The organism is Limimaricola sp., from assembly GCF_016125575.1.
Classification (GTDB): Bacteria; Pseudomonadota; Alphaproteobacteria; order Rhodobacterales; family Rhodobacteraceae; genus WGLM01.
Genome location: NZ_WGLM01000002.1, coordinates 758,596 through 779,894, shown reverse-complemented (window position 1 = coordinate 779,894; position 21,299 = coordinate 758,596). Strand labels below are relative to the sequence as shown.

The following is a 21,299-nucleotide window of genomic DNA, read 5'->3' as shown; positions in this document are numbered from 1 at the left end:
GTCGCTGCGCCAATAGGCCGAAAGCGCTTCGAAAGATAAATCGCAAGCACAGGGGTGCGCCAAGGGAACCATTGGTCTGACGTCGCGCGCACGACTTGCGTCGTCACGGAGTTGTGAGGCATAGTCATGCCGCATGCCGCCACCGGGTGCGGGTGCTGATGGGGGTCTAGTCCGGTCATGTCTGTCACTGCAACCGCGTCATTGCCGGGGAGCAATGCCGGGCGCGCCGTATTGGCGACCGCCGCAGCCAATCCTGACCTGTTGGCGATCGTGACCCGGGAAAGCATGATCGACTTCTCCCAGTTCGCGGGCATCCTGCGCAGGCTGGCCCAACAGTTTCAGGCGCGCGGCATCGGGCCCGGTTCCATCTTGTCCATCGACGCAGACGACCCTGTAACTGTTTTTGGAACCCTGATGGCCTCGGCACTTTTGGGTGCTTGCTGGGTCGCGGCGCGCGCCGCGCGACCGCTGAAGGCCGATCTTCACCCCACCCATCACATCACGACCGATCCTGCCGCGCCCGACCCTACCGCGCCCATCACAATCGTGATCGAACCGGGCTGGTTTACCGGGCCGGCCCCGTCTGCCGCAGATGATGCGGCTTTTCCCGGCCCTGCCGATCTTGAGGCGCCGTGGATCTACGCGCCCACCTCGGGCACCACGGGCACCGCCAAACTTGTCTGCCTGTCCCAACGGATCATGCTTGATCGTGCCAGTGCGGTGTTGGACGATTTCCGCCCGCGCGAGACGGTGATGGCCTGCCTCTTCATCTGCTCGGCCTTCCCGCACCTCGTTCGTGCCACTGCCTGCCTCGTGAACGGATGCACCATGGTGAACGCTCTTGATCCTGCGATGTGGCGGGCGGCGGGTGTAAACCATGTCTACGGCTCGGTCACGCAGGTCGCCGACCTGCTCGGCCACAGGGTGCTGCCGCAGAAGATGCCGCTGATCCACGTCTCGGGTTCGAAGCTGACCGATGCGCTCGCCCGCCACCTGCTGCAAAGCTTTGATCAGGTGATCGATCTTTATGCATCGACAGAGACCAACCGCAGTTTCAAGAACATCAAGTCGCTGAGCCCGGACGGCCGCATCGTGACCACCGGGCAGGCCACCGATGCCGAAGTGCAGATCGTGAATGACGCCGGCCAGCCGGTTGGCCAGAACGAGGTCGGGAGGGTCAGGGTGCGCAACGGCTATCTTGCTCCGGGCTACCTCAACAACCCCGCAGCGCAGGCGGCAAGCTTTCGCGACGGCTGGTTCTACCCCGGCGATCTGGCCCTTTGGGGGCCACAAGGTGGTCTGCAAGTGATCGGGCGCGCGGGCGATGTCATCAACCTTGGCGGCGTGAAGGTGAATGCACTGGAAATCGACGAGGTGATGCAATCGGTGCCGGGCGTCGCCGATGCGATGTGTTTCGAAAACCCGCGCGAAAGTGGGCCCAGCGAGCTTCTCGCCTTCGTGGTCTTCGCGCCCGGTGCCGATGGCACAACCATCGCAGAGGCGATGAGGGCCGCTTTCGCTGCCCGACTTGGCCCGGCGCGACGCCCGGCCCGCTTTGTCGAGGTCAACAAGGTGCCGCGTGCCCATGACGGCGGTGCCAAGCGGTTCTTGTGCCAGAAGCTCTATCGTGATCTGCGGGCTGCGCAGGGTGCGCAGGCAGGACATTGATGATCTCACCGCACGAGGAGCAGCCGCTCAATCTCGGATTCGCCTTCGGCCAAGTGGCCGAAGACGGTGGCGATTTTCCTGCCCTGATCTCGGACGGGCTCGTCATCAGCTACGCGCAGCTCTGGCATCTGGTCCGGGTGCTGGCCGCCCGCATGCAGGAACGGGGCATTGGCCAAGATAGCCTTGTGGCGCTCAACACGACGTCGATGCCGCTGTCACTGGGCGTCCTGCTGGCCACAGCCCTGCTGGGCGCGCGGTTCGTTGAGGCCGGTCAGATTCTTGCCCAGTCCGGTGTGCTTCAGCCGACGCATTTCCTCCGCAGTCCCGAAGTGCGCGGAAGTGACCGCGTGCAATTCGAGGTGATCGAAGACAGCTGGCTCGCCCGTCCCGGCGAAGACCCGGACCCGGCTCGCTTTCCCGGCTACGCCGATCCCGACGCCCCGTGGATGTACCTGCATACCTCCGGCTCGACAGGGGCACCGAAATACATCGCCCTCAGCCAGCGGATGGTACATGGCCGCACGATGGCGGTGGCCCCGGATTTTCCCCGCGGGGCGGTCACCTTCGCCACGCTCTTCGGTGTCACTTCCCGGCCGTTTTACGCCCGCGCGTTGGGGGCGCTGCTGCATCTAGGGGCCATCGTCGAAGGAACCGATCCCGCATTCTGGCGGCAGGCGGGGGTGAACCTCGTCTTCGCCTCGCCCGCCCAGCTGGCCCGGTTTCTTGAAATCAACCCGATCGCTCCGCGCATCGCGCGGGTTGAAGTCAGCGGTGCGGCCCTGTCGGACGAGCATGCACGCCTGTTCAGCCAGCATTTCGTCGAAGTGATCGACGTCTACGGCGCTAGCGAAACCAGCAAGAGCTTTGCCAATCGTGTCGATGTTAGCCCCGAAGGTGAAGTCACCCGAACCGGCCAGAAACTCGACAGCAGCGTCGAGATCGTGACCGACAATGGACTGCCCTGCGCGCCCGGCCAAATTGGCGCGGTGCGCGTGCGTAACCCCTACATGACCCAAGGCTACATCGCCCACCCCGAAGCCAGTGCGAGGTTATTCCGCGATGGCTGGTTCCATCCCGGCGACATCGCCGTCTGGGGCGCGCGGGGCGAATTGACGGTGATGGGGCGCGATGATGACATGATCAACCTCGGCGGTCAGAAGGTGATGGGCCTCGTCGTCGATTTCCTGCTGACGACTGTGCCCGGCATTAAGGACGCAGTCTGCTTCAAGAATCCAAAACCTGGCGCGGCAAATGAACTTCTGGCCTTCGCCGTCTTCGACGGCACTGTCGAGGTTGGCCGTGCCACGGTCGAAGCCATGGACGTGTGCAAGCGGCGGCTCGGCGTCGTGCTGGCGCCGCGCAATATCCGTCCGATCACCGAAGTTCCGCGCGATGCCGCGGGCCGGCCGCTGCGCGCGGTCTGTCAGCAACTGCTGCTGGAGCGATATTTAGCCCATGACTGAGCAGGCGGGCCCGACCACTATTGCCGAAGGTTTTCGCGCCGTGGTCGAGGCGCAGCCCGATGCGCCGGCCGTCATCGCAGCCGATATAACGCTGAGCAACCTAAAGCTTTGGCAACTTTCCTGCAGCTTTGCCTTCCGGATGCACAAGGAGGATATCGGGCCCGGCACCACCGTAGCCCTGCATACAACCGATCTGATAGCATCACTTGCCACCATGCTGGCGAGCGCGATGCTTGGGGCGCGGTTCGAGACGCTGGAAGACGTGCTTTGGGAAGTGCCATCCGTGCGCCCCAGTCATGTTCTTCGCACGCCCGAGGCACCACCTCTGAGCGGCATTTCCAGTATCGAGATTGACGCGACATGGTCGCCCCGGTTCGCCCCGCCCGAGGCTGTAACGTTTGCCCCGCCATCACCGCCAGACCCTGACGCACCGTGGTGGATCATTCATACATCGGGAACAACTGGACGGCCCAAGTTCATGCAGCTGGGCCAGCGCGCGATCGTTGCCCGATCTTACGCCGTGCGCAACGATTTCGTGCCGGGCCGGACGGTGCTGTGCTCACTCTTCGTCTGCACCGCGCGGCCCTTCTTCGTGCGGGCGACCGCGGCATTGCTGAACGGCTGCCCGATCGTCGATACGGTCGATCCGGCCTTCATGCGCGCCCACGGCGTGACGCTGGTCTGCGGCGCGCCGCTGCAGACGCTGGCCTGGCTCGACGGGCGCGTTCTTGCACCCAAGTTGCCGCGCCTGCAGGTCTCGGGCACGCGCTTGAGCGACGCACAGGCCGAGGCGCTGCTGCAGAGTTTCGACGTCGTCGAAGACGTCTACGGCGCCAGCGAAACCAACAAGAGCTTCGTCAACCTCAAGTCGCTGGAGGATGGCCGCGTCGTCAGCACCGGCAAGCCCTGCGACAGCGAGGTCCAGATCATCGGGCCCAGTTTCGAGCCTTGCGCGCCGGGCGAGATCGGCACAGTGCGCGTGCGCAACGGCTACATGGCGCCCGGCTATATCGACGCGCCCGAGGCCACAGCGCGGGCGTTTCAAGATGGCTGGTTCCTGCCCGGCGATTACGCCAGCTGGGGCCCGCGCGGCGATCTTCGGATCGAGGGGCGGGTGGACGAGGTGATCAATCTCGGCGGGCAGAAACTGCACCCCTCCATTGTCGATGCCGCCCTGGCAGAGGCCGCTGGCGTGACCGAGGCGGTCTGCTTCCGCGACCCGGACCCGGCCACGGCGCCGGGCCTTGCGGCCTTCCTCGTGGTCGCGCCGGGTGTCGATCCCGACCGCGCGGCGCAAGAGGCCCACGACGCCTGCACGGCTAGGCTGGGCCCCCTCTTCACGCCCGCGCGCATCTACGTGGTGCAGGCCATTCCCAAGACCTTCGACGGCATCCCCCGCCGCAGCGAATGCCAGCGGCTGGCCCTCGACATCGCGCGGCAGGTGCCGATCAACCTGTCCCCCCAGCCCCGCTGAAAGACCCCATCGCCATGTCCCTGCCCGAAGCCACCGTCGCCGCCGCCCTCGCCGCCATGGCGGCCCACCAGCCCGCCGTGCCGGCGCTGGTCTTTCCCGATGTCGAGATTTCCTATCGCAACCTCTGGCGGCTGTCGCAGGCCTTCGCGGTGCGCCTGGCCGAGGCCGGCGTCGGCCCCGGCGCGCTGGTGGCCCTCGACGGGAACGAGACGGCGACCGTCACCGCCCTGCTTATGGCAACCTCGCTTCTGGGCGCGCGCTTTCTCCAGGGCGGGCCGGAGCCGCTCGATGCCTCGCTCAGTGTCACCCACCGCGTCCACACGGCCGATCGGGCCGGGGCCGCGCCGGCGGGTAGCCTGCTCATCGGGCCGGACTGGTCGCCCACTGCGCTGACGCTTGAAGGGCCGGGCGCGCCCGTCTTTCCCGGCGCGGCCGACGCCGACGCCGACTGGCTGATCGTGCATACGTCCGGCACGACGGGCTATCCGAAATACCTCGCGCTCAGCCAGCGCATGGTGACGGACCGCTCGCTCGCCGTGGCCTATGATTTCGATGGCCGCAACACCCGGTTCGTCAGCCTCTTTCCCAGCACCAGCCGCCCGTTTTTTGCGCGGATCTGTGCGGCACTGATGCATGGCAGTACGCTGGTCGATGGCGTCGCCCCGGCCGACTGGCACCGCTTCGGCGTGACGATGGTCTGCGCCTCGCAGCCGCAGATCCGCACGGCGCTGGCCGGCGGCACGTTGGCCCATCGCTGCCCGAAGCTCGAGATCAGCGGCGCGCCGCTGTCGCTGGACGAGGCCGGGCGCCTGCTCGACAGTTTCGAGACCGTCGATGACGTCTACGGCGCAAGCGAGACCAACAAGAGCCACATCAACCGCATGACCCGGCCCGCGGACGGACAGATCCGCGTGATGGGCGTGCAGACGGGATGCGAGATCGAGATCGTCGACGAGGCCGGCAACCCCGTTCCGCAGGGCCAGCCGGGCCTGGTCCGCGTGCGCAACAGCTATCTTGCCCGCGGCTACCTCAACGCACCTGAGGCTCAGGCCCGCGCCTTTCGTGACGGATGGTTCCATCCCGGCGACATCGGCTATCTGACCGCGACCGGCGCGCTGCGCATCGTCTCGCGCGATGACGACGTCATCAACATTGGCGGGCTCAAGCTCGAGGCGATGGCGATCGACGCGATCCTGCGCGAGGTCGATGGCATTCTCGATGCGGCCTGCTTCATGAACCCCAAGCCGGGCGCACCGGCCGAACTCTTCGCCTTCGTGGTCTTCGCGCCCGATTGCAACCGCCTGCAGGCGGTCGCGACCGCGAAGTACCGTTGTCGCGAAGGGGCCGGTCCGGCCTTCGTTCCAAGGGTGATCCAAGGCGTCGCAGGCATCCCACGCCGAGCCGACGGACGTCCGAATCGCACGGAATGCGCAGCGCTGATCCTCAAACTCATCCGCACAGAACAAGACTGAAGCGACTACAAATCTGCGCTGCCGCACAGTATCCCTTGCAAAACCGCCACAGTTGCGATGGTACGGAGGAATTTATCTTTCGATAGATGTGCGCTCAAACGAGAGTTGTTGCGTATGGATCGATCTGTAAGCTTAAACTGTCGACATGTTGTTTGAGCCCCAAGATGTCCCTTAGGACTTCGGACAGGGTGATTATGGGAGCGAGTGATGGACTATTCGAAAGGCTTGAAGACTGGACTGGCGTCGGCTGCGGCACTTGTGGCCGGAAGTCATGCGCTGATGGCGCAATCTTGGGACGGCATGTATGCCGGTCTTTCCGTCGGCTCTAACAGCGGGACGATGCCGTGGGCCGACTCGCCTGACTACACTTACGGCTACAACAGCTCTGCGGTTGGCGGCCTGTTCGTCGGTACCAATACGACATTGGGCAATGGCCTGATCTTCGGTAAGGAACTGGCCATCTCGTTTGCCAACGGCGCTGACCCTACCGGGACCTATACAGATCCCAACGCGCCCTATTCCAGCAGTCCGATCGCAGACGCGAAGTTCAGCCTAGGCAAAGAGTTTGCGACGCCTATGGGTGGTATGCATGCCTACGGTTTTGCCGGCGGTTCGGTGATAAATACCGCGGCCAACAGCGGTGGGTCTTATATTGCCTTCGGCACAAACTTTGGCCTCGGGGCCGAAGTGATGGTCGCGCCGCAATTCTCGGTCGGCGTCGAGGTAATCCAACGTAACATGACCGGTTACGACAGCAACAACGACCCGCAAACCGCCACGACTTCGAACCGCACGGTTTCGCTGCGCGCCTCCTACCGCTTCTGATCGGCGAACGCCGTCAGTTACGTTCCAGTATGGACCGGTCCGCGGCGCGGGCCGGTCCTTTTGTTTGATCGCCCTGCAGGCCTGCCGCCATGCCACTCGCCTTGCCCAAACTGCCGCCCGCCTTCATCTGCCTTGGCGGGACGGGCGTGATTGGCTTTGCGCTCGCCGGCGTGCTGCGCGTCAGCGGCATTCATTTCGTCTCGGTCTCGCTCTCGCCCGATGCGCGGTCGCCTGGGCATGACAACATTCGACTTGACTTTGCCACCGCGCCGCCCGGCGCGCTGACCGCCGCGCTGGACGGGGTCCGCCGGACGCATCGTGTCATTGGCATCCTTGATGTATTCGGCTGCACCGGCGATGTCGCGGCAGACTTGGCCTGCGCCGCCGCGGCGTTGAGGGCCCCGGTAGCAGTCCTCAGCTCATGCCTGCTCTACGATCATGACGGACGTGCGCCAATCGACGAAACCTGCCCGCTGATTGCCACGCCCTGCCCCCCGTATCAGGCTACTAAGCTCGCGCTCGAGGCATCGTGGCGCGTCGGGACATTTCCCGACTGGTTGATCCTGAGGGCGCATCACATCCTTGGGCGCGGCTCACTTCTCGGCTGCATCCCCGCGCATAACCGTGACGCCCGGTTGCTGGACATCATCGCGGCAGGCGAACCGCTGCAGCTGGCCCGGCGGGGCGATGTGCGCCTGTCAATCATCCACCCGGCCGATCTGGGCGCGGCGGCGCTCCACCTGCTGACGCGGACAGGGCTGCGCCGGACGACCGTCAACCTTGCCCATCCCACGCCGGTGCGGGCGTTTGATTACTACGCCCGCGTCGCTACCGAACTGGGTGCACCGCTGCCCCCAATCGTCGATTTCACGCCCGATCCTGCAAATTTCTGGTCTGTCACTGCGCGCGACAACGTCTTTGTCTCGGCGCGGCCCGAGATGGCATCCTTTGCCTTCACGCACGATCTTGACGCCTGCATCCGTGACGCGCTGTCGGTGGGGCCGCGAACCTACGCCAGACAAGGCGGCTTTCTTCGGGCCCGCATCGCCGGGCATTAGTCCGACGCGCGACCGTCGCTTAGAAACGGCTTGCGGCTCAGGAATTCTTCGATCGAATTGGTGCGCGGAAATGCCTCTTTAGGTGCTTCGCGCCCCAAAAACGCGCAAAGGGGCCCCCAGCCCTCGCGCACGTCGTAGATCAGAAGGCGGTCGGGCGACAGGTCCGCTTCAACCTCCCGGCGCCACCGCGAGAACGCATCAAGCATATAGGCGCGCTCTTCCATGCGGCCCTGGAACAGACCCACGTAAACGGTCTGATAGATCATCTCTGCAACGGCGCGGGTATGTGGGTTTGGATCTTGCAGACGGCCCAAGGTGATCGAGCGGATAACGGTCTGGCGCAAGCTTTCGAACCAGTCGTCGGGATCGCGCACAGTCAGGATCACCTTCGCCTGCGGGTAATGCCGCGCCAGAACTCGCCAGTAGCACGATGCAGGCCAGTCGACCGCCGCGCCGAAGCCCGCAAACAGCCGGTCCCAGTCAGGCAACCGCCCTGCCGCGGCCTCCTGCCAGGGCGGCAGCAGCGCGGGATTGTCCCGCACCTCGTAAAGGTGGTGGCACGGCCCCAGCCCCAGCGCCTCGAGCGCGAGTTTCAGCGAATGCGTCCCGGTGCGCCCGAATCCCGCGCCGATCACCTGCAACGCCATCAGCCGCCACCCTTCCGTTGCAAGGCCGGGGCGCCGACCTGCACCGGCCTCACCCTGCGCGGCACCACCTGTCCCAGCGCCACCCGAAGCCGGCCCAGCAACCCTGCCTTGACCATGTGGTTGAACGGGCTGACGGGCAGCCGCGCGATGATCTCGCGCGCAAGCGACGGCTTGGCGCCGGGGCCGCGCAACCGGAACTGGGTGGCCTGCGTCGGGCCATAGACGACGCGCAGCCAAAGTCGCGGATGGCGGGTCAACAGCCGCCCGAATGGCGGCAGACAGCCGATCAGACGCGCGATGTCGTCCACGTAAAGGTGATAATCGACAAGGCTTTGCACGCGCTCGCCATGATGGCCGAGCTGCGCGCCAAAGCGCGCGGCATCGCGGGCCGCTACGCGCGTCATCTCGTCCGGTGGCGGCAGGGCCTGCGCCCCGCCGAACACCCGCGCGACAAGGCGCGCCTGCATTTCCATGATCGGGAACTGGCTGCCGAAACAGGGGCGCGCCCAACCGACGAAGGCCAGCGTCGCGCCGGTGCCGGGATCGAAGACCTGCTTGTAAAGGCTGCGCGGGGACCGCGCGCGCAGGCCCTCGGGCAGGAAGGGCACGCGGCTGGTATAGCCGGTGCAGAAGACCACCGCGTCGACATCGTCCAGCACCGCGCCCGACGCGGTCGTCAGCTGCCGCCCGCCCTGCCCGACGGTCACGATCTCGTCCACCACCTCCATCCCGTGATGGGCGATGGCCGTCGACAGGCCCAGCGACTTGGTGCCGTAGGTGCCCCAGATGCCGCCGCGCGCACTGACGAGGCGGTTCAGCATCACCGTCGCCTGCGACACCGGATCGTCCCTGGCGGCCTCGAACGCCAACACCCGCTGGCTGATCCAGGGGCCCAGGCTGCGCGGCAGACCCCAGACCCCGCGATGGGTTGCCGTGTCCGCCGCGATCTCGCCGCGCATCCGGGGCGTGACCCAGCCGGTGGCACCGCGCAGGCTGAGCCATGTCCGGCCTGCCACCCGGGAGATCTCCAGCCCGATATCAGCCGCGCTTTCGCCCCCGCCCACCAGCAGCACGCGCTTGCCCTCCAGTGCCGCGGCGTTCCGGTAATCGGCCGCATGCACGGCATCGATCGCCGTCAGCCCCGCCGCCCAGTCGGGATAGCGCGGCGCGTTGTTGGCGCCCGAGGCCAGCACGACCCGGGCCGCGCGCACCACCTCGCCACCGGCCAGCTGCACCTGCCATGTGCCGTCAGCGGCCTGCCGCAGCGCCTCGACCCGCGCGCCGAAGCGGATAAGCTCCAGCACGCCGAAGGCCGCGGCATAGCGCGTCCAGTACTCGACGACCTCGGCCTTGGTCCAGAAGCGGTGCAGCGGCCCCGGCCCGATCCAGAAATCCGAGAACATGCTGAACACCGCCGAGGACGTCAGCAGCAGGTTGTCATAGCCCTTCGCGAACAGCCCACCGATCCGGTCGGATGCCTCAAGGCAAAGGACATCGGCGATGCCCGCCTCGACCAGTTCCTTTGTCGCCACCAGCCCGCCGGGCCCTGCGCCGATCACCACGCAATCATGCACCATGCCGGATCCCGCCCGCCATCGGTCCGGCCGCCGCCAGCAGCACCTCGGCATGGTTGAGCACCTCGTGCAGATCGCAGATCGGCGCGTCGGTCGCGGCATCGACGATGATGTGCCGCCGGCCCAGCCGATCGGGCGCGCCATCCTCGCCAGCCAGCCGCGTGATTTCCCGAGAGACCGAACGCGCAGCAATGCCTGCGCCTTGCAGCAATTGGCCAAATGGCGTGTCGGTGTTGCGAAGGGCATCGAGCATCGCGGCAGGCAGCGCGCTGACCCGAATCGACATCCGTGAATCAAGCAGCAACAGCCCGGTGCCGCGCTGACGCACTTCCGAGACACGATCATAGCGATCGCCGGTTTCGGAGCGGTGAAGCTCGACGGCATACATCGGCCCGAAACGACTCTGCAGCACTGGGGTCATCAGCCCGTCATGCATCAGTAAATCAAGGGCAAGACGCTCTGCCGTGGCCGGCTGGCAAGACCACGACTCCGTCATCGCCCGATCAACCCCCGCAAACTCGAAAGACAGGCGGGCCACACCGTGCGACCCATGCTTTCACCCTACCAAAACGTCGCGGCCCCTGCCAGTGCTGCGGCAGGGCAAGGATGGCGGCGAAGCCCCTTGTCTTGGCCGGAACAGCGCGGCACCCTGTCGCTATCAATGGCATTGGGAACCGGGCGTCATGCGCAGAGAGCGGACACAGGTCGCGATCGTCGGCGGCGGACCGGCGGGCCTGTTGCTTGGCCAGCTGCTGACGCAGGCGGGCATCGATAACGTCATTCTCGAACGTCAAAGCAAGTCAGCCGTCCTGCGCCGTATTCGGGCCGGAGTGCTGGAATCCCACTCCGTCGATATCCTGCGCGCCAGCGGCCTGCGCACCCGGATGGATGATCTCGGCATGCCCAAGAACGGCGCATGGATTGTCTGGCAGAACAGGCCCGCGCATTTCATCGACATCGCACGCTGGACCGGCCGGCAGATGATGGCCTACGGCCAGACTATGCTGACCGAGGATCTCTACGCGGCACGGGCCGCTGCAGGCAGCGATGTTCTTGACGAGGCCGAGGACGTTGCACTTCACGGGATCGACGGACCAGCGCCCCACCTCACCTATCGGCGTCAGGGGCAGGATAACCGGCTCGATTGCGACTTTGTCGCCGGTTGTGACGGATTTCACGGCCCCAGCCGCCCGGCCATTCCTTCCAAGCTCTGCCGGGTCCATGAACGCAGCTATCCGTTTGGCTGGCTGGGCATCATGGTGGAACGTCCGCCGTTGCCGGATATCACCTATGCCCGCCATGCCGAGGGCTTTGCGATGGCCTCGCGCCGCACGCCGATGCTCAGCCGTTACTACGTGCAGGCCCCAATCAGCGACAGCCCCGAGGATTGGTCCGACGACAGGTTCTGGGACACCCTGCTGCGCCGCTTTCCCCCCGAGATCGCTGCCCGGATCGAAACCGGCCCCTCGATCGAGAAATCGATGGCGCCGTTGCGCAGTTTCGTTACGGAACCAATGCAGTACGGGCGGCTTTATCTGGCCGGCGACGCCGGCCACATCGTTCCGCCGACCGGGGCCAAAGGACTGAACCTTGCCATTTCGGATGTCTATTTCCTGTCCCGGGGGCTGATCGCGCATTACGCCGAGGGCACCGACCGGCTGCTCAACGGCTATTCCGCCGCGGCGCTGCGCCGGATCTGGGCGGCACAATCGCTGTCCAGCCGCCTGACCCGTCTGCTTCATGTCTATCCCGATGACGATGCGTTTACCTCGCGGCTGGTCGAGGCCGAATACGAGACGCTGCTGCGCTCGGAAACCGCGCAGGCGGCGCTGGCGCATGACTATGCCGGCCTGCCCTATCTGGGCTAAGGCTGCGCCGGGCGACCTTCCTCAGCCGGCGAGACCCGGCCGTTCGGCCGCAACACCCAACGCCTCTTCCAGCGCAAGTCCAAGCTGCAGGATCTTGCCTTCATCGAACAGCCTGCCCCAAAGCGAAATACCCTGCGGTACGCGAAACAACGGTCCTTCTGCTTCGATGGCCTTGCCACCGCCCAACGTCGTTCGGGCCCGCGTGCGGCTTTGCAAGAAGCCCGCCCGCAGGTGCAGACAGGGATGCCCGGTAAAGTTCGATGCGATAAGCATCGGCCCGGTATCGAACGGCCCGATCAGCGCATCAACACCCCTGAAAGCCGCATCAAGCGCCAGCATCACGCGGTATCGCAGCCGGTCAAGCTGGACATGGTCGACCGCTGACAGGAACCGCGCCATCCGGAACATGTTGGGCCAAGCGCCGGCGTCCTGCCATGTCAGCGTATCGTCAAGATCGCTCAGCGTCAGGTCCTCGAACATGGCCGCCGCCTCGGCGCTGACGGTGTTGAACAGCGATTGGTAAGGCAGATCAGGCAGCCGCACCTCGATCACATCAATTCCCAGCGCCTTTGCCGCGGCCAGTGCGGCATGATCCACTTCCGTCGCACCCTCGCCGAAAGCGTCGGGCAGGTAGCCAAGGCGCAGGCCCGCGATCCCGGCCGTCGCGTCGAAGGCAAAGGTCGCCGCGATCGAGCCGCGGTCAAGCGGATCGTGGCCGTTCAGCGCGGCCAGTACCAGCGCGGTATCCTCGACGCTGCGGCAGATGGGCCCGACTTTGTCGAGTGAGGGGCAAAGCGCCATCGCCCCCCGGCGTGAAATCCGGCCGAAGGTCGGGCGCAGACCCGTCGTGCCGCAGCGGTGGCTGGGGTTGGTGATCGAGCCCAGCGTTTCGGTGCCGATCGCAAAGCCGCAAAGCCCCGCCGCCGTGGCAGAGGCCGAGCCGGCCGATGACCCGCCCGACCCTTCATTCAGGTTCCACGGATTGCGCGTCGTGCCGCCATACCAGACATCGCCATAGGCCAACGCACCCACGGCCGTCTTGCCCAACAGCACCGCACCAGCGGCCCGCAGCCGCTCGACAACCGCAGCGTCATTTTCCGGCACTCTGTCACGATAGGGCTCGGCGCCCCACGCCGTCACGATCCCCTCTGTATCGAACAGGTCCTTCAGACCATAGGGAATACCATGAAGCGGGCCCAGATAGGTGCCGCCAGCCAGTAGGCGATCGGCCTGGTCAGCCTCGGTCAAGGCGCGGTCAGCGGCCACCGTGGCAAAGCAGAACAGTCTGGGGTTCAGCGCCGCGATCCGGTCGAGGTAGATCTCGGTCAGACGTCGGCTGGACAGCGCACCGTTGGCGATCCAGCCTGAAAGCTGCGTCACCGGCGCAAAGGCGATGTCTTCGGGATCATCCGGCAATGCACCTGGGGCTGCATCGCGCAACTGCACCCTCTCTGCCACGGGCATGACGAAACCGGGCAGGCGGGGATCAAAGCGGGTGGCGGGCGGCTCGTCATTGCGGAAGCTCGATTTGCGCCGCGCCACCGCCGACAGGATCTGCCCCTCGATCGCCTCGCAAATCTGCCCGCGTTCGGCCTCGGTATAGGTGACGCCGGCAACGCGTTCGGCCGCCGCGATCTCGGCAGGAGTCAGCTTTTCAGTCATTTGTCCTCATCTTCCAATGGCATGGGCCGTCGTCAGCCTCACAGTGCCCGCGCCTCATATCCGCACGGCTACTCCGCGACGCCGGCGGTGACGTCGCCTTCGAGAACCCTTCGCCCACAACCAACACGAATGCCCTTGATGCCGCCGGGCCGGCCCGATCTCAAGCCGATGATTGGCGCCTTATCCGCCGTCCGTGTCACCAACTGGGCGGCGCAATACCGGGCGCACGATATCTACCGAAGCAATGATGGCGTCGATCTTGGCTGCCGTGTGCTCATAGGCCTCGATCACCGTCTTGCGTAACCACATGATTGCAGGATCATTTGCGAGGCGACCATTCCAGACGATCGGAAACCGGATCGGCGGCATGTGGATCGGTGGCTCCAGAAAGACCAGCCCGAATGTCACCGCATCCTCCGCGACCCCGATCGGTGCGAACGTCCCCAGATGATCGCTACGCGCCAGAAGCGGCGCGACACCGGCAAATTCGGACAGGCGCGCACCGACCCGGCGCTGCAACCCGTCACGCTCGACAGCTTCCTGAACGGTCTGACGGGCCGCCCCGCCGATGCCTATAACGACATGCGGATAGGCCAGCCATGCCTCCATGCCCCAGTTCTCAAGCGCCGGATGGTCCTTGCGGGCGAAGGACAGCCGCTGCGTCGGGGGCGAAATCCAGCCATCAAGACCGTCCACAAGCGCGGTTCCCGGTGCGACAATAGCGATATCGACCCGCTCTTGCCTGACCTCGTTGGTGGTAAGCGGACCAACGCCGAGCCATTCCAGTTCAACCCCCGGCGCATCTTGCGCGACGCGTTCCATGATCCGGGCAACAAGGGTTGGAAAGGCCGGCATCGCCAGCCGGAAGGTGCGGGTGCTGGTCGCCGGATCGAACGCGGCGGGCGGGGTGATGACCTTCTCGATCCCGCGCAGAAGGGGCCGGATATCCTCGATCAGGCTCAGCGCGAAGGGGCTTGGCTGCATCCTGCCGCCGACCTTGACCATCAGCGGGTCGCCCACCTGCTCGCGCAGCCGCGCCAGCGCATGGCTGACCGCCGAGGGGGTTCGCCCCACCCGCTCTGCCGCAAGCGTCACGCTGCCAAGATCCATCAGCGCCTCGAAAGTCACGAGGAGATTCAAGTCGATACGCGACAAGTTAATTCTGTTCATCCGACCTGCATGCTCTTCGTTGGACAGGGGCCGTTCTGCGGGCGAACCTGTGATCGGTCCCGAAGGACACGGGACCAGCATCGCAAAAGGAACAGCACATGTCACTCAAAGTGATCGGAACCGGCTTTGGCCGGACAGGTACCCTTTCGACCAAAATCGCACTGGAACAACTGGGGTTCGGGCCCTGCCACAAGATGGTCGAGGTGATGGGCAATCCCGCGCAGCAATGAGCGCGACGAATTCTGGGCGAAGTTCGGTGGTGAGCCCGACATTGCCCCGCCCGCCGACAGCAGCGCCGCCTGACGGAGGACAAGGCCATTCACGCCGTCATCAATCAGCTTGAGATCAGGCCGGACACCGACTGGAACGAACTTGCCGGCAAGTTCGATGAGCTGAACGGGCTTGTCACCGACCCCGAGTTTCGCGGCTGCAGCCTGATCCGCACTGACGAGGCGCAGGCGATCATCGTTGTGCTGTACAGCAGCCGCCGCGCGCTTGACGAGATTTCCGGAACCGTTGCCGCCCCGTGGTTCGCCCGGAACATCCGGCAATACATGACGGCCCCCGCGCGCCGCGTCGTCGGTGAAGTCGTCAGCGGTGCATTCGCGCCCTAAGCCAGGACCGGGGCGGCGGAAGACGAAAACCTCCACCGCCCCGGGGCCACTGCGGGGCTGATACGGGAGAGGGGCGCGTGGCCGTTAGGGCGGCTCGTAAGGGGGGAGGAATGAGGCGGCAGATGGCAACGAGGGGTTAGGGCGGATTCCAGAAGTTCGCCGCAGAGTTAATGAACGGCCGCTTCGGGTCCGTAACCGGACTGTCGGGACTACACGGCATCTAAGCAGAAAGCTGCCTTTCCGCAGCCGACTTCTTGTCTGCCGCTTCGACGGAAATGTCCCCAGCATGTTACGCACGTTGATCCTGCGCGAATACGCGCTGTACACTCCCGGCAAAATGGTGATCAAAGGAGAGGTTGCGGTGCGTCGCGCCAAACACCACGTGCAAGAATGTCGCTAGAAATCAGAGACGAGATCCGCAAAAGCGGCTACATATTTTTCAGGAGTCATAGGCCGAACGACAGCATCATCGAGATAGCGGAGGATTTTGGCAAACCCCTGGAACCATGGGAAGATCGACTCGTCCAGACGCTCGTGCCGCTCAGCGAGGCTGCACCGAACAGCTATAGCGGTATTTTCGGCCTAAATCTTTTCCCTTTTCACTCGGATCTCGCCCACTGGCGCACGCCACCGCGATACCTCCTTTTGCGCTGCGTCACCGGCTATTCAGACATCCCGACGTTGCTGATCGACGGGTACGACCTTATCGACGCCGTCACCCTCGACATTCTGGCGCGCGCCATCTTCAAGCCGCGAAGACCGCGTGACGGAACCATCTCGCTCCTGCGCCTTTGCGAGCCCGTCGAAGATGTCGTGCGGGTTCGCTGGGACGAGGTCTTCCTGAAACCGGCGAGCAGGATCGGCGAAGTCGCCGACCTTCGTGTTCGTGAATGGCTTTCGACATGCACGCCGACAGAGATGTCGCTGGCCCAAACTCACGACACGCTCCTGATCGACAATTGGCGGATGCTGCATGCCCGTTCCCCGATCCTTCCCGGGCGCGAAAGCCGGGCGATCGAGCGCGTGTATCTGGAGGCGCTACATTGAAGAAGTCGATTTCACCCGGCGCGACGCCGGCCTCGTGCGATCCGGACGCGCTCTATCTCAAGGCAGAGCGCTACATCCAGCATATGAGCGCATTCGGCAGCGACGACTGGGAACATGCCCTATGGTCCAGCCTTGCACTTGAATTTCTCGCCCGCGCCGCGCTCGCCAATATCAGTCCCGCCCTCATCGCGGACACCGATAAGAGCTGGTCGAGCTTGTATCACGCGCTGGGTTTCACGCCCACGGAGGAGCGGTTCGCGCCAAAATCTATCGCCGTCAGCGAGGTCTTCAAGCGGCTCACTGCCATCCTCCCAGATTTCGCCAAAGAGCACGAAAGCTTCGGCATCCAACACACGGGCCGCCGCAACGCGGAGCTTCATTCCGGCGAGCTTGCCTTCGACGGGGTAAAGGGATCGTCGTGGCAGCCGCGCTTCTACCAAACCTGTGAGATTCTTCTCGCCTCGATGGGTGCGACGCTTGAGGATTTCATTGGGGAGAATGAGGCAAATGTAGCGACGAAATTGATCGCCGCCGCTGTCGACGACAGCGCGAAGGCGGTTAAGGGCGAAGTCGATGCCCACAAAAAGGTCTGGCTCGCCAAGCCTCTCGATGAGCGCAACACACTGACCACACAGGCCGCGGTCTGGGCCACGCGGCATGCCGGCCATCGCGTCGATTGTCCCGCCTGCACCTCCCAGGCACTCGTTTGGGGTGAATCGGTCTCTGCGCCACAGCAACGGCTGAGCGACGGCGAGATCACCGAAACCCAGGAATTTCTGCCAGACCGGTTCGAATGCGTCGCGTGCGGGCTCAAGATAAACGGCCTGTCGCGTCTCGTGGTGGTTGGCTTGAGCGATCGCTACAAGAAGACGCAAGTCTACGACGCCGCCGAATATTATGCGCCTGAGGATGACTATTCCGGATATGAAGATGACAACAACGAGTACTGAACTTTGTCGCTCGGCGTGGTCGGCGTGTAAACTGGCTCGCGTATGGGCTTGGGAGGGTAAATGGCCGGTGAGGAACACGTATCCGTCGCGGTAAGAGATGATTTCGTCGCGCGACAGACCAAGGCGAAGCCGGTGCCTGCACTTGCGGAGTTGCTGTGGAACAGCCTCGATGGCGACGCCACCGAGGTATCGGTTGAGTTCGCGCACAACGACCTCGCAGGCGGCATGTCGAAAATCGTCGTTTACGACAATGGTGACGGATTTTCCCGCGGCGACGCCCGGGCGCTGTTCGGCAATCTCGGCGGCTCCTGGAAACGCCACGTCCGCCAGACCAAACGCAACCGCCGCATGATCCACGGCCAGGAAGGGCGCGGCCGCTACAAGGCGTTCGCCCTCGGCCAGTCGGTCACCTGGAAGGTCTGCTATGACGATCCGTCCGGGCGTAAGGCGTTCGAGGTCCGGCTCCTCGAGGCCGATCTCACCGACGTCACCATCACCGAGGAAGCGCCAGCGCTCGGGCGCTCAACGGGGGTCATCGTCGAAATCGACGACCTCCGGCGCGATTTCAAGACCTTCGAGAGCGAAGATGGCCTTCAGGACCTGAACGAGATCTTCGCGCTCTACCTGATGAACTATCGAGGCGTGTCGATCTCGATCGCCGGTCATAGGCTCGACCCCGAAAAGGTCATCGCCAGTGACTACAAAGTGGCACTGCCACCGGTCGAAAAGGATGATGGCGCCCGGCACGATGTCGAGCTCCATGTCATCGAATGGCGAACGGATGCGCGGCGAGTCCTCTATCTTTGCTCCGCGAGCGGCTTTCCGTTCGATCAGGTCGAAACGCGCTTCCACATTCCCGGCTTTTCTTTCTCCGCCTATCTGAAATCTACCTATGTCGAGGAATTGAACAACGAAGAAGGCGTTGCGCTCTCGGAGATGGATCCCCTGCTGAGCGCAGCCGTCGAAAATGCCCGAACGACAATCAAGGACTATTTCCGCGACAAATCGGCGGAAAGGGCGCGATCTTTGGTCGACGAGTGGATCGCCGAAGACGTCTATCCCTATCGCGGCACGCCGCAGAACGCCGTCGAGAAGGTCGAGCGACAGGTGTTCGACATCGTTGCGGTTCAGGTTCAGGAGCTTGCGCCCGATCTCGGCATCAGCTCGGCAAAGGCGAAGGCGCTGCACCTTCGCATGCTGCGCAACGCCATCGAGCGCGGACCGGAGGAGTTGCAGCTCATTCTGAAGGAGGTTCTGGACCTGCCGGCCCGCAAGCAGAAGGAGCTTGCGAACCTTTTGCAGGAAACGACACTCTCCGCGATCATCACCGCCGCCAAAACTGTCGCCGATCGACTGAAGTTCATTTCCGCGCTCGAATCAATCGTCTTCGACCTGGGAACCAAAGGCCGGTTGAAGGAACGCACCCAGCTCCACAAAATCCTCGCTGAAAATACCTGGGTGTTTGGCGAGGAGTATAATCTTTGGGTGAGCGACAAGGATCTCCGTCGCGTCCTCGAAAAGCATCGCGACCATCTCGATCCGAACATCGCGATCGACGAGCCCGTGAAAGTGATCGGCAAGGCGCGCGGCATCATCGACCTGATGTTTTCGCGCTCTACGCGACGGCATCGTGCCAACGACATTGAGCACATGATCGTCGAGCTCAAGGCGCCGAAGGTGAAGATCGGCGCCGACGAGGTCACGCAGGCAAAGAAATACGCAATCGCCGTCACGTCAGACGAGCGGTTCTCGACCGTCGACGGCGTGCACTGGCACTTCTGGCTGGTGTCCAACGCCTATGACGACTTCGCGAAGCATGAGATCGAAAGTGGTCCAGATCGCGAGCGCCGCCTGATCGCGCGGGGGCCGCGGCATATCGTCGGCATAAAGACCTGGGGCGAACTCATCGAGGAAAATCGGGCTCGCCTTCAGTTCTTCCAGGAGCATCTGCAGCATTCCGCCGACGAAAGTACCGCGATCAGATATCTGCAGGAAAAACATAGCCAGTTTCTGGAAGGTGTCATCGTCGAAGACGCCGATGAAAGTGGTAGCGATCACGACGCCGATCCTGGCCGCGCTTGAAGAGGTGCAGGCGGTGCCCAGGGATTTTCTTAGATGCTTAAAGGAGCTTGCGGGTATGCGTGGCTTTCCGCGAACGGGCGAGACGGCTGCGAGTGGGGTTGGAGCGATGAGGTTGCGTGCCGCATCACTGATGAAGGCACTCGATGCGTGGGGAGATTGGAATGAGATTTATCGTCAAGTTCAGGTCTGGGGAGTCGCCAACGACCAACCGCTACCCCCATGCCGTGCTCGTCCAGAATAACTGGGATGACTACGGCTACAAGACAACCTTCCACGTCACGCTGCACATGTCGGCCGATGAAAGCTATGACCTTGGCAGCATCAAAATCATCGAGGCGGATCGATCCAGCGGCTACACCCAAATGCCCGAGCGGCCGTTTAGTGAACTGCCCGTCGGCCATGCCTCGCTGGCCGCAGACCTCGATTATTATGAGACGCTCTATAAGCTCGGACGCGCCGTCTTCGAGCCGTATCTCAGGGGCCTTCGAGATGTCGCGTTCGACGACGAGATCAAAGCGAGTGTCGAAGACAGTGAGGCCTATCGAGTCTCGCTGCTGCGTTTTAGCGGCGCCGAGCGCACGATCGACGATGCCGCACAGTTGTTGCGTGCGCCCACCATGCCGACGAAACGTCGAAGCGCGGGGTTTAGGGTCAAGTTCAAGACGCGGGTGGCGCGAGGCGCGAACGCCTTCACGATCGATTTCGATTTTCGGCGACGCAGTCGGCTGCCGAACCGTATCAATGCCCTAATTGGCGACAACGGGACAGGCAAGACGCGCCTACTCTCGAACCTCGCCATCGTGGCGAGCGGCTACGGCTACGGCAGCAAAGAAGATGTGCTGGACAAGGCGGCGGGTCGGTTCGTCGGCACCGCGCCGCCCTTCAAGACCGTTGTTGTGGTGTCCTATAGCGCGTTCGACATCTTCGTCATTCCTGGCCGCACTGATGAGGAGAAAGAAAGGCTCCAAGAGAGCGGAGAGATCTTTGGATACGTCTACTGTGGTCTTCGCGAGAGATCAGATGATGACGCACCAAACGGTGAGCAAGCCTACCGATTGCGCACTCCTGCGGAGATCGAGACGGAATTCCTGTCGGCGCTGGAGCGCGTCCGCCAAGCCGACCGTCTGAATGACCTGCTGGAAATCCTGAAGCCGCTCCTGCGCGACCCGTCGTTCCAGCGCATCGGATTGACCCAACTCTATGCTAATCGCGATGATGACGAACTCGGGGAGCTTTTCCGCGGACTGAGCAGTGGCCACAAGGTGGTTCTCAAGATTGTCACCGAGCTCACGGCGCACATCTCGGGGTCGGAGCCGACACTGGTTCTCATTGATGAACCTGAAACCCACCTTCATCCGCCGCTGCTCGCCGCGTTTCTTAAAAGCGTGCGGGCCTGTCTCGAAGCCTTCGACGGTTATGCGATCATCGCCACCCACTCGCCGGTGGTCCTGCAGGAGACCCCGGCTAAATATGTTCAGGTGCTGCGCCGAGCGGCCGACCAGAACCGGGTCGTGGGGCCGAGTGTAGAGACGTTCGCGGAAAGCATAGGCGTAATCACGCAGGAGGTCTTCAATCTCGGCGATGGCTCGACAGATTGGCACGAGACGCTGGGCGCGCTGGCGCGGCGAAACACGCTTGAGGAGATCGAGAAAGCGTTCGGGCGTAAGCTGGGCTTCGCGGCGCGCTCCTACATTCTGAGTATTCGCGATGAGATCGAGGAATAGC

At 63.9% G+C, this 21,299-nt stretch carries 17 protein-coding genes; 12 read left to right on the top strand and 5 right to left on the bottom strand.

Annotation, left to right across the window (positions count from 1 at the left end; genetic code table 11):
* Positions 1 to 177: 177 nt before the first annotated feature.
* The 6 genes from GC146_RS05255 to GC146_RS05230 all read left to right on the top strand — a co-directional run bounded on the left by GC146_RS05255 (position 178) and on the right by GC146_RS05230 (position 7,960).
* Complete coding sequence (locus tag GC146_RS05255; RefSeq protein WP_291835326.1) at positions 178 to 1,668, top strand: class I adenylate-forming enzyme family protein; 1,491 nt, start codon at positions 178 to 180, stop codon at positions 1,666 to 1,668.
* Positions 1,668 to 3,131 carry a class I adenylate-forming enzyme family protein gene (locus GC146_RS05250; RefSeq protein ID WP_291835323.1) on the top strand — a complete coding sequence of 488 codons (1,464 nt, stop codon included), beginning with the start codon at positions 1,668 to 1,670 and terminating at the stop codon, positions 3,129 to 3,131. The genes GC146_RS05255 and GC146_RS05250 overlap by 1 nt, the downstream gene beginning before the upstream one ends.
* A complete protein-coding gene (locus GC146_RS05245; protein WP_291835320.1) occupies positions 3,124 to 4,605 on the top strand; it encodes a class I adenylate-forming enzyme family protein in 1,482 nt (493 codons plus the stop codon). Before GC146_RS05250 ends, GC146_RS05245 begins: the two co-directional genes overlap by 8 nt.
* A gap of 14 nt (positions 4,606 to 4,619) precedes the next feature.
* Positions 4,620 to 6,077: an AMP-binding protein gene (locus GC146_RS05240; RefSeq protein ID WP_291835317.1), complete on the top strand. Its 1,458-nt coding sequence runs from the start codon at positions 4,620 to 4,622 to the stop codon at positions 6,075 to 6,077.
* 207 nt (positions 6,078 to 6,284) lie between these two features.
* Positions 6,285 to 6,902, top strand: a complete 618-nt coding sequence (locus GC146_RS05235) for an outer membrane beta-barrel protein (protein WP_291835314.1) — start codon at positions 6,285 to 6,287, stop codon at positions 6,900 to 6,902.
* A gap of 89 nt (positions 6,903 to 6,991) precedes the next feature.
* Positions 6,992 to 7,960, top strand: coding sequence for an NAD-dependent epimerase/dehydratase family protein (locus tag GC146_RS05230; protein ID WP_291835311.1), 969 nt, complete (start codon positions 6,992 to 6,994; stop codon positions 7,958 to 7,960).
* On the opposite strand, the gene GC146_RS05225 is transcribed toward GC146_RS05230, so the two are convergent.
* Genes GC146_RS05225 through GC146_RS05215 form a run of 3 tightly spaced genes read right to left on the bottom strand, consistent with a single transcriptional unit; the run spans position 7,957 to position 10,602 of the window.
* The gene (locus GC146_RS05225; protein ID WP_291835308.1) at positions 7,957 to 8,607 is read right to left on the bottom strand and encodes a sulfotransferase family protein; all 651 of its coding nucleotides are present in this window, start codon (positions 8,605 to 8,607) and stop codon (positions 7,957 to 7,959) included. The genes GC146_RS05230 and GC146_RS05225 overlap by 4 nt on opposite strands.
* The gene (locus GC146_RS05220) at positions 8,607 to 10,184 is read right to left on the bottom strand and encodes an NAD(P)-binding domain-containing protein (protein WP_291835305.1); all 1,578 of its coding nucleotides are present in this window, start codon (positions 10,182 to 10,184) and stop codon (positions 8,607 to 8,609) included. Before GC146_RS05220 ends, GC146_RS05225 begins: the two co-directional genes overlap by 1 nt.
* Positions 10,174 to 10,602, bottom strand: coding sequence for a hypothetical protein (locus GC146_RS05215; protein ID WP_291835302.1), 429 nt, complete (start codon positions 10,600 to 10,602; stop codon positions 10,174 to 10,176). The genes GC146_RS05220 and GC146_RS05215 overlap by 11 nt, the downstream gene beginning before the upstream one ends.
* A 262-nt stretch (positions 10,603 to 10,864) precedes the next feature.
* On the opposite strand from GC146_RS05215, the gene GC146_RS05210 reads away from it, so the two are divergent.
* Entirely contained in the window at positions 10,865 to 12,049 is a 1,185-nt protein-coding gene (locus GC146_RS05210) for a 4-hydroxybenzoate 3-monooxygenase (RefSeq protein ID WP_291835299.1), read from the top strand.
* 21 nt (positions 12,050 to 12,070) lie between these two features.
* Here the strand turns inward: GC146_RS05210 and GC146_RS05205 are convergent, their stop codons facing one another.
* On the bottom strand, positions 12,071 to 13,711 hold the full coding sequence (locus GC146_RS05205; protein WP_291835296.1) for an amidase: 1,641 nt from the start codon (positions 13,709 to 13,711) through the stop codon (positions 12,071 to 12,073).
* Positions 13,712 to 13,891: 180 nt separating this feature from the next.
* Positions 13,892 to 14,851: a LysR family transcriptional regulator gene (locus GC146_RS05200; protein WP_291835293.1), complete on the bottom strand. Its 960-nt coding sequence runs from the start codon at positions 14,849 to 14,851 to the stop codon at positions 13,892 to 13,894.
* A 128-nt stretch (positions 14,852 to 14,979) separates the two neighbouring features.
* Here GC146_RS05200 and GC146_RS17715 point away from each other — a divergent pair, with 128 nt between their 5' ends.
* From GC146_RS17715 to GC146_RS05175, 5 genes are all read left to right on the top strand, one after another.
* Positions 14,980 to 15,111, top strand: a complete 132-nt coding sequence (locus GC146_RS17715) for a sulfotransferase (RefSeq protein ID WP_363241094.1) — start codon at positions 14,980 to 14,982, stop codon at positions 15,109 to 15,111.
* A 774-nt stretch (positions 15,112 to 15,885) separates the two neighbouring features.
* Positions 15,886 to 16,542, top strand: a complete 657-nt coding sequence (locus GC146_RS05190; protein ID WP_291835287.1) for a TauD/TfdA family dioxygenase — start codon at positions 15,886 to 15,888, stop codon at positions 16,540 to 16,542.
* Positions 16,539 to 17,492, top strand: coding sequence for a hypothetical protein (locus tag GC146_RS05185; RefSeq protein ID WP_291835284.1), 954 nt, complete (start codon positions 16,539 to 16,541; stop codon positions 17,490 to 17,492). The genes GC146_RS05190 and GC146_RS05185 overlap by 4 nt, the downstream gene beginning before the upstream one ends.
* A gap of 60 nt (positions 17,493 to 17,552) precedes the next feature.
* On the top strand, positions 17,553 to 19,574 hold the full coding sequence (locus tag GC146_RS05180; protein ID WP_291835281.1) for an ATP-binding protein: 2,022 nt from the start codon (positions 17,553 to 17,555) through the stop codon (positions 19,572 to 19,574).
* A 161-nt stretch (positions 19,575 to 19,735) separates the two neighbouring features.
* Complete coding sequence (locus tag GC146_RS05175; RefSeq protein ID WP_291835278.1) at positions 19,736 to 21,298, top strand: AAA family ATPase; 1,563 nt, start codon at positions 19,736 to 19,738, stop codon at positions 21,296 to 21,298.
* The last annotated feature ends 1 nt before the right edge of the window (position 21,299 follow it).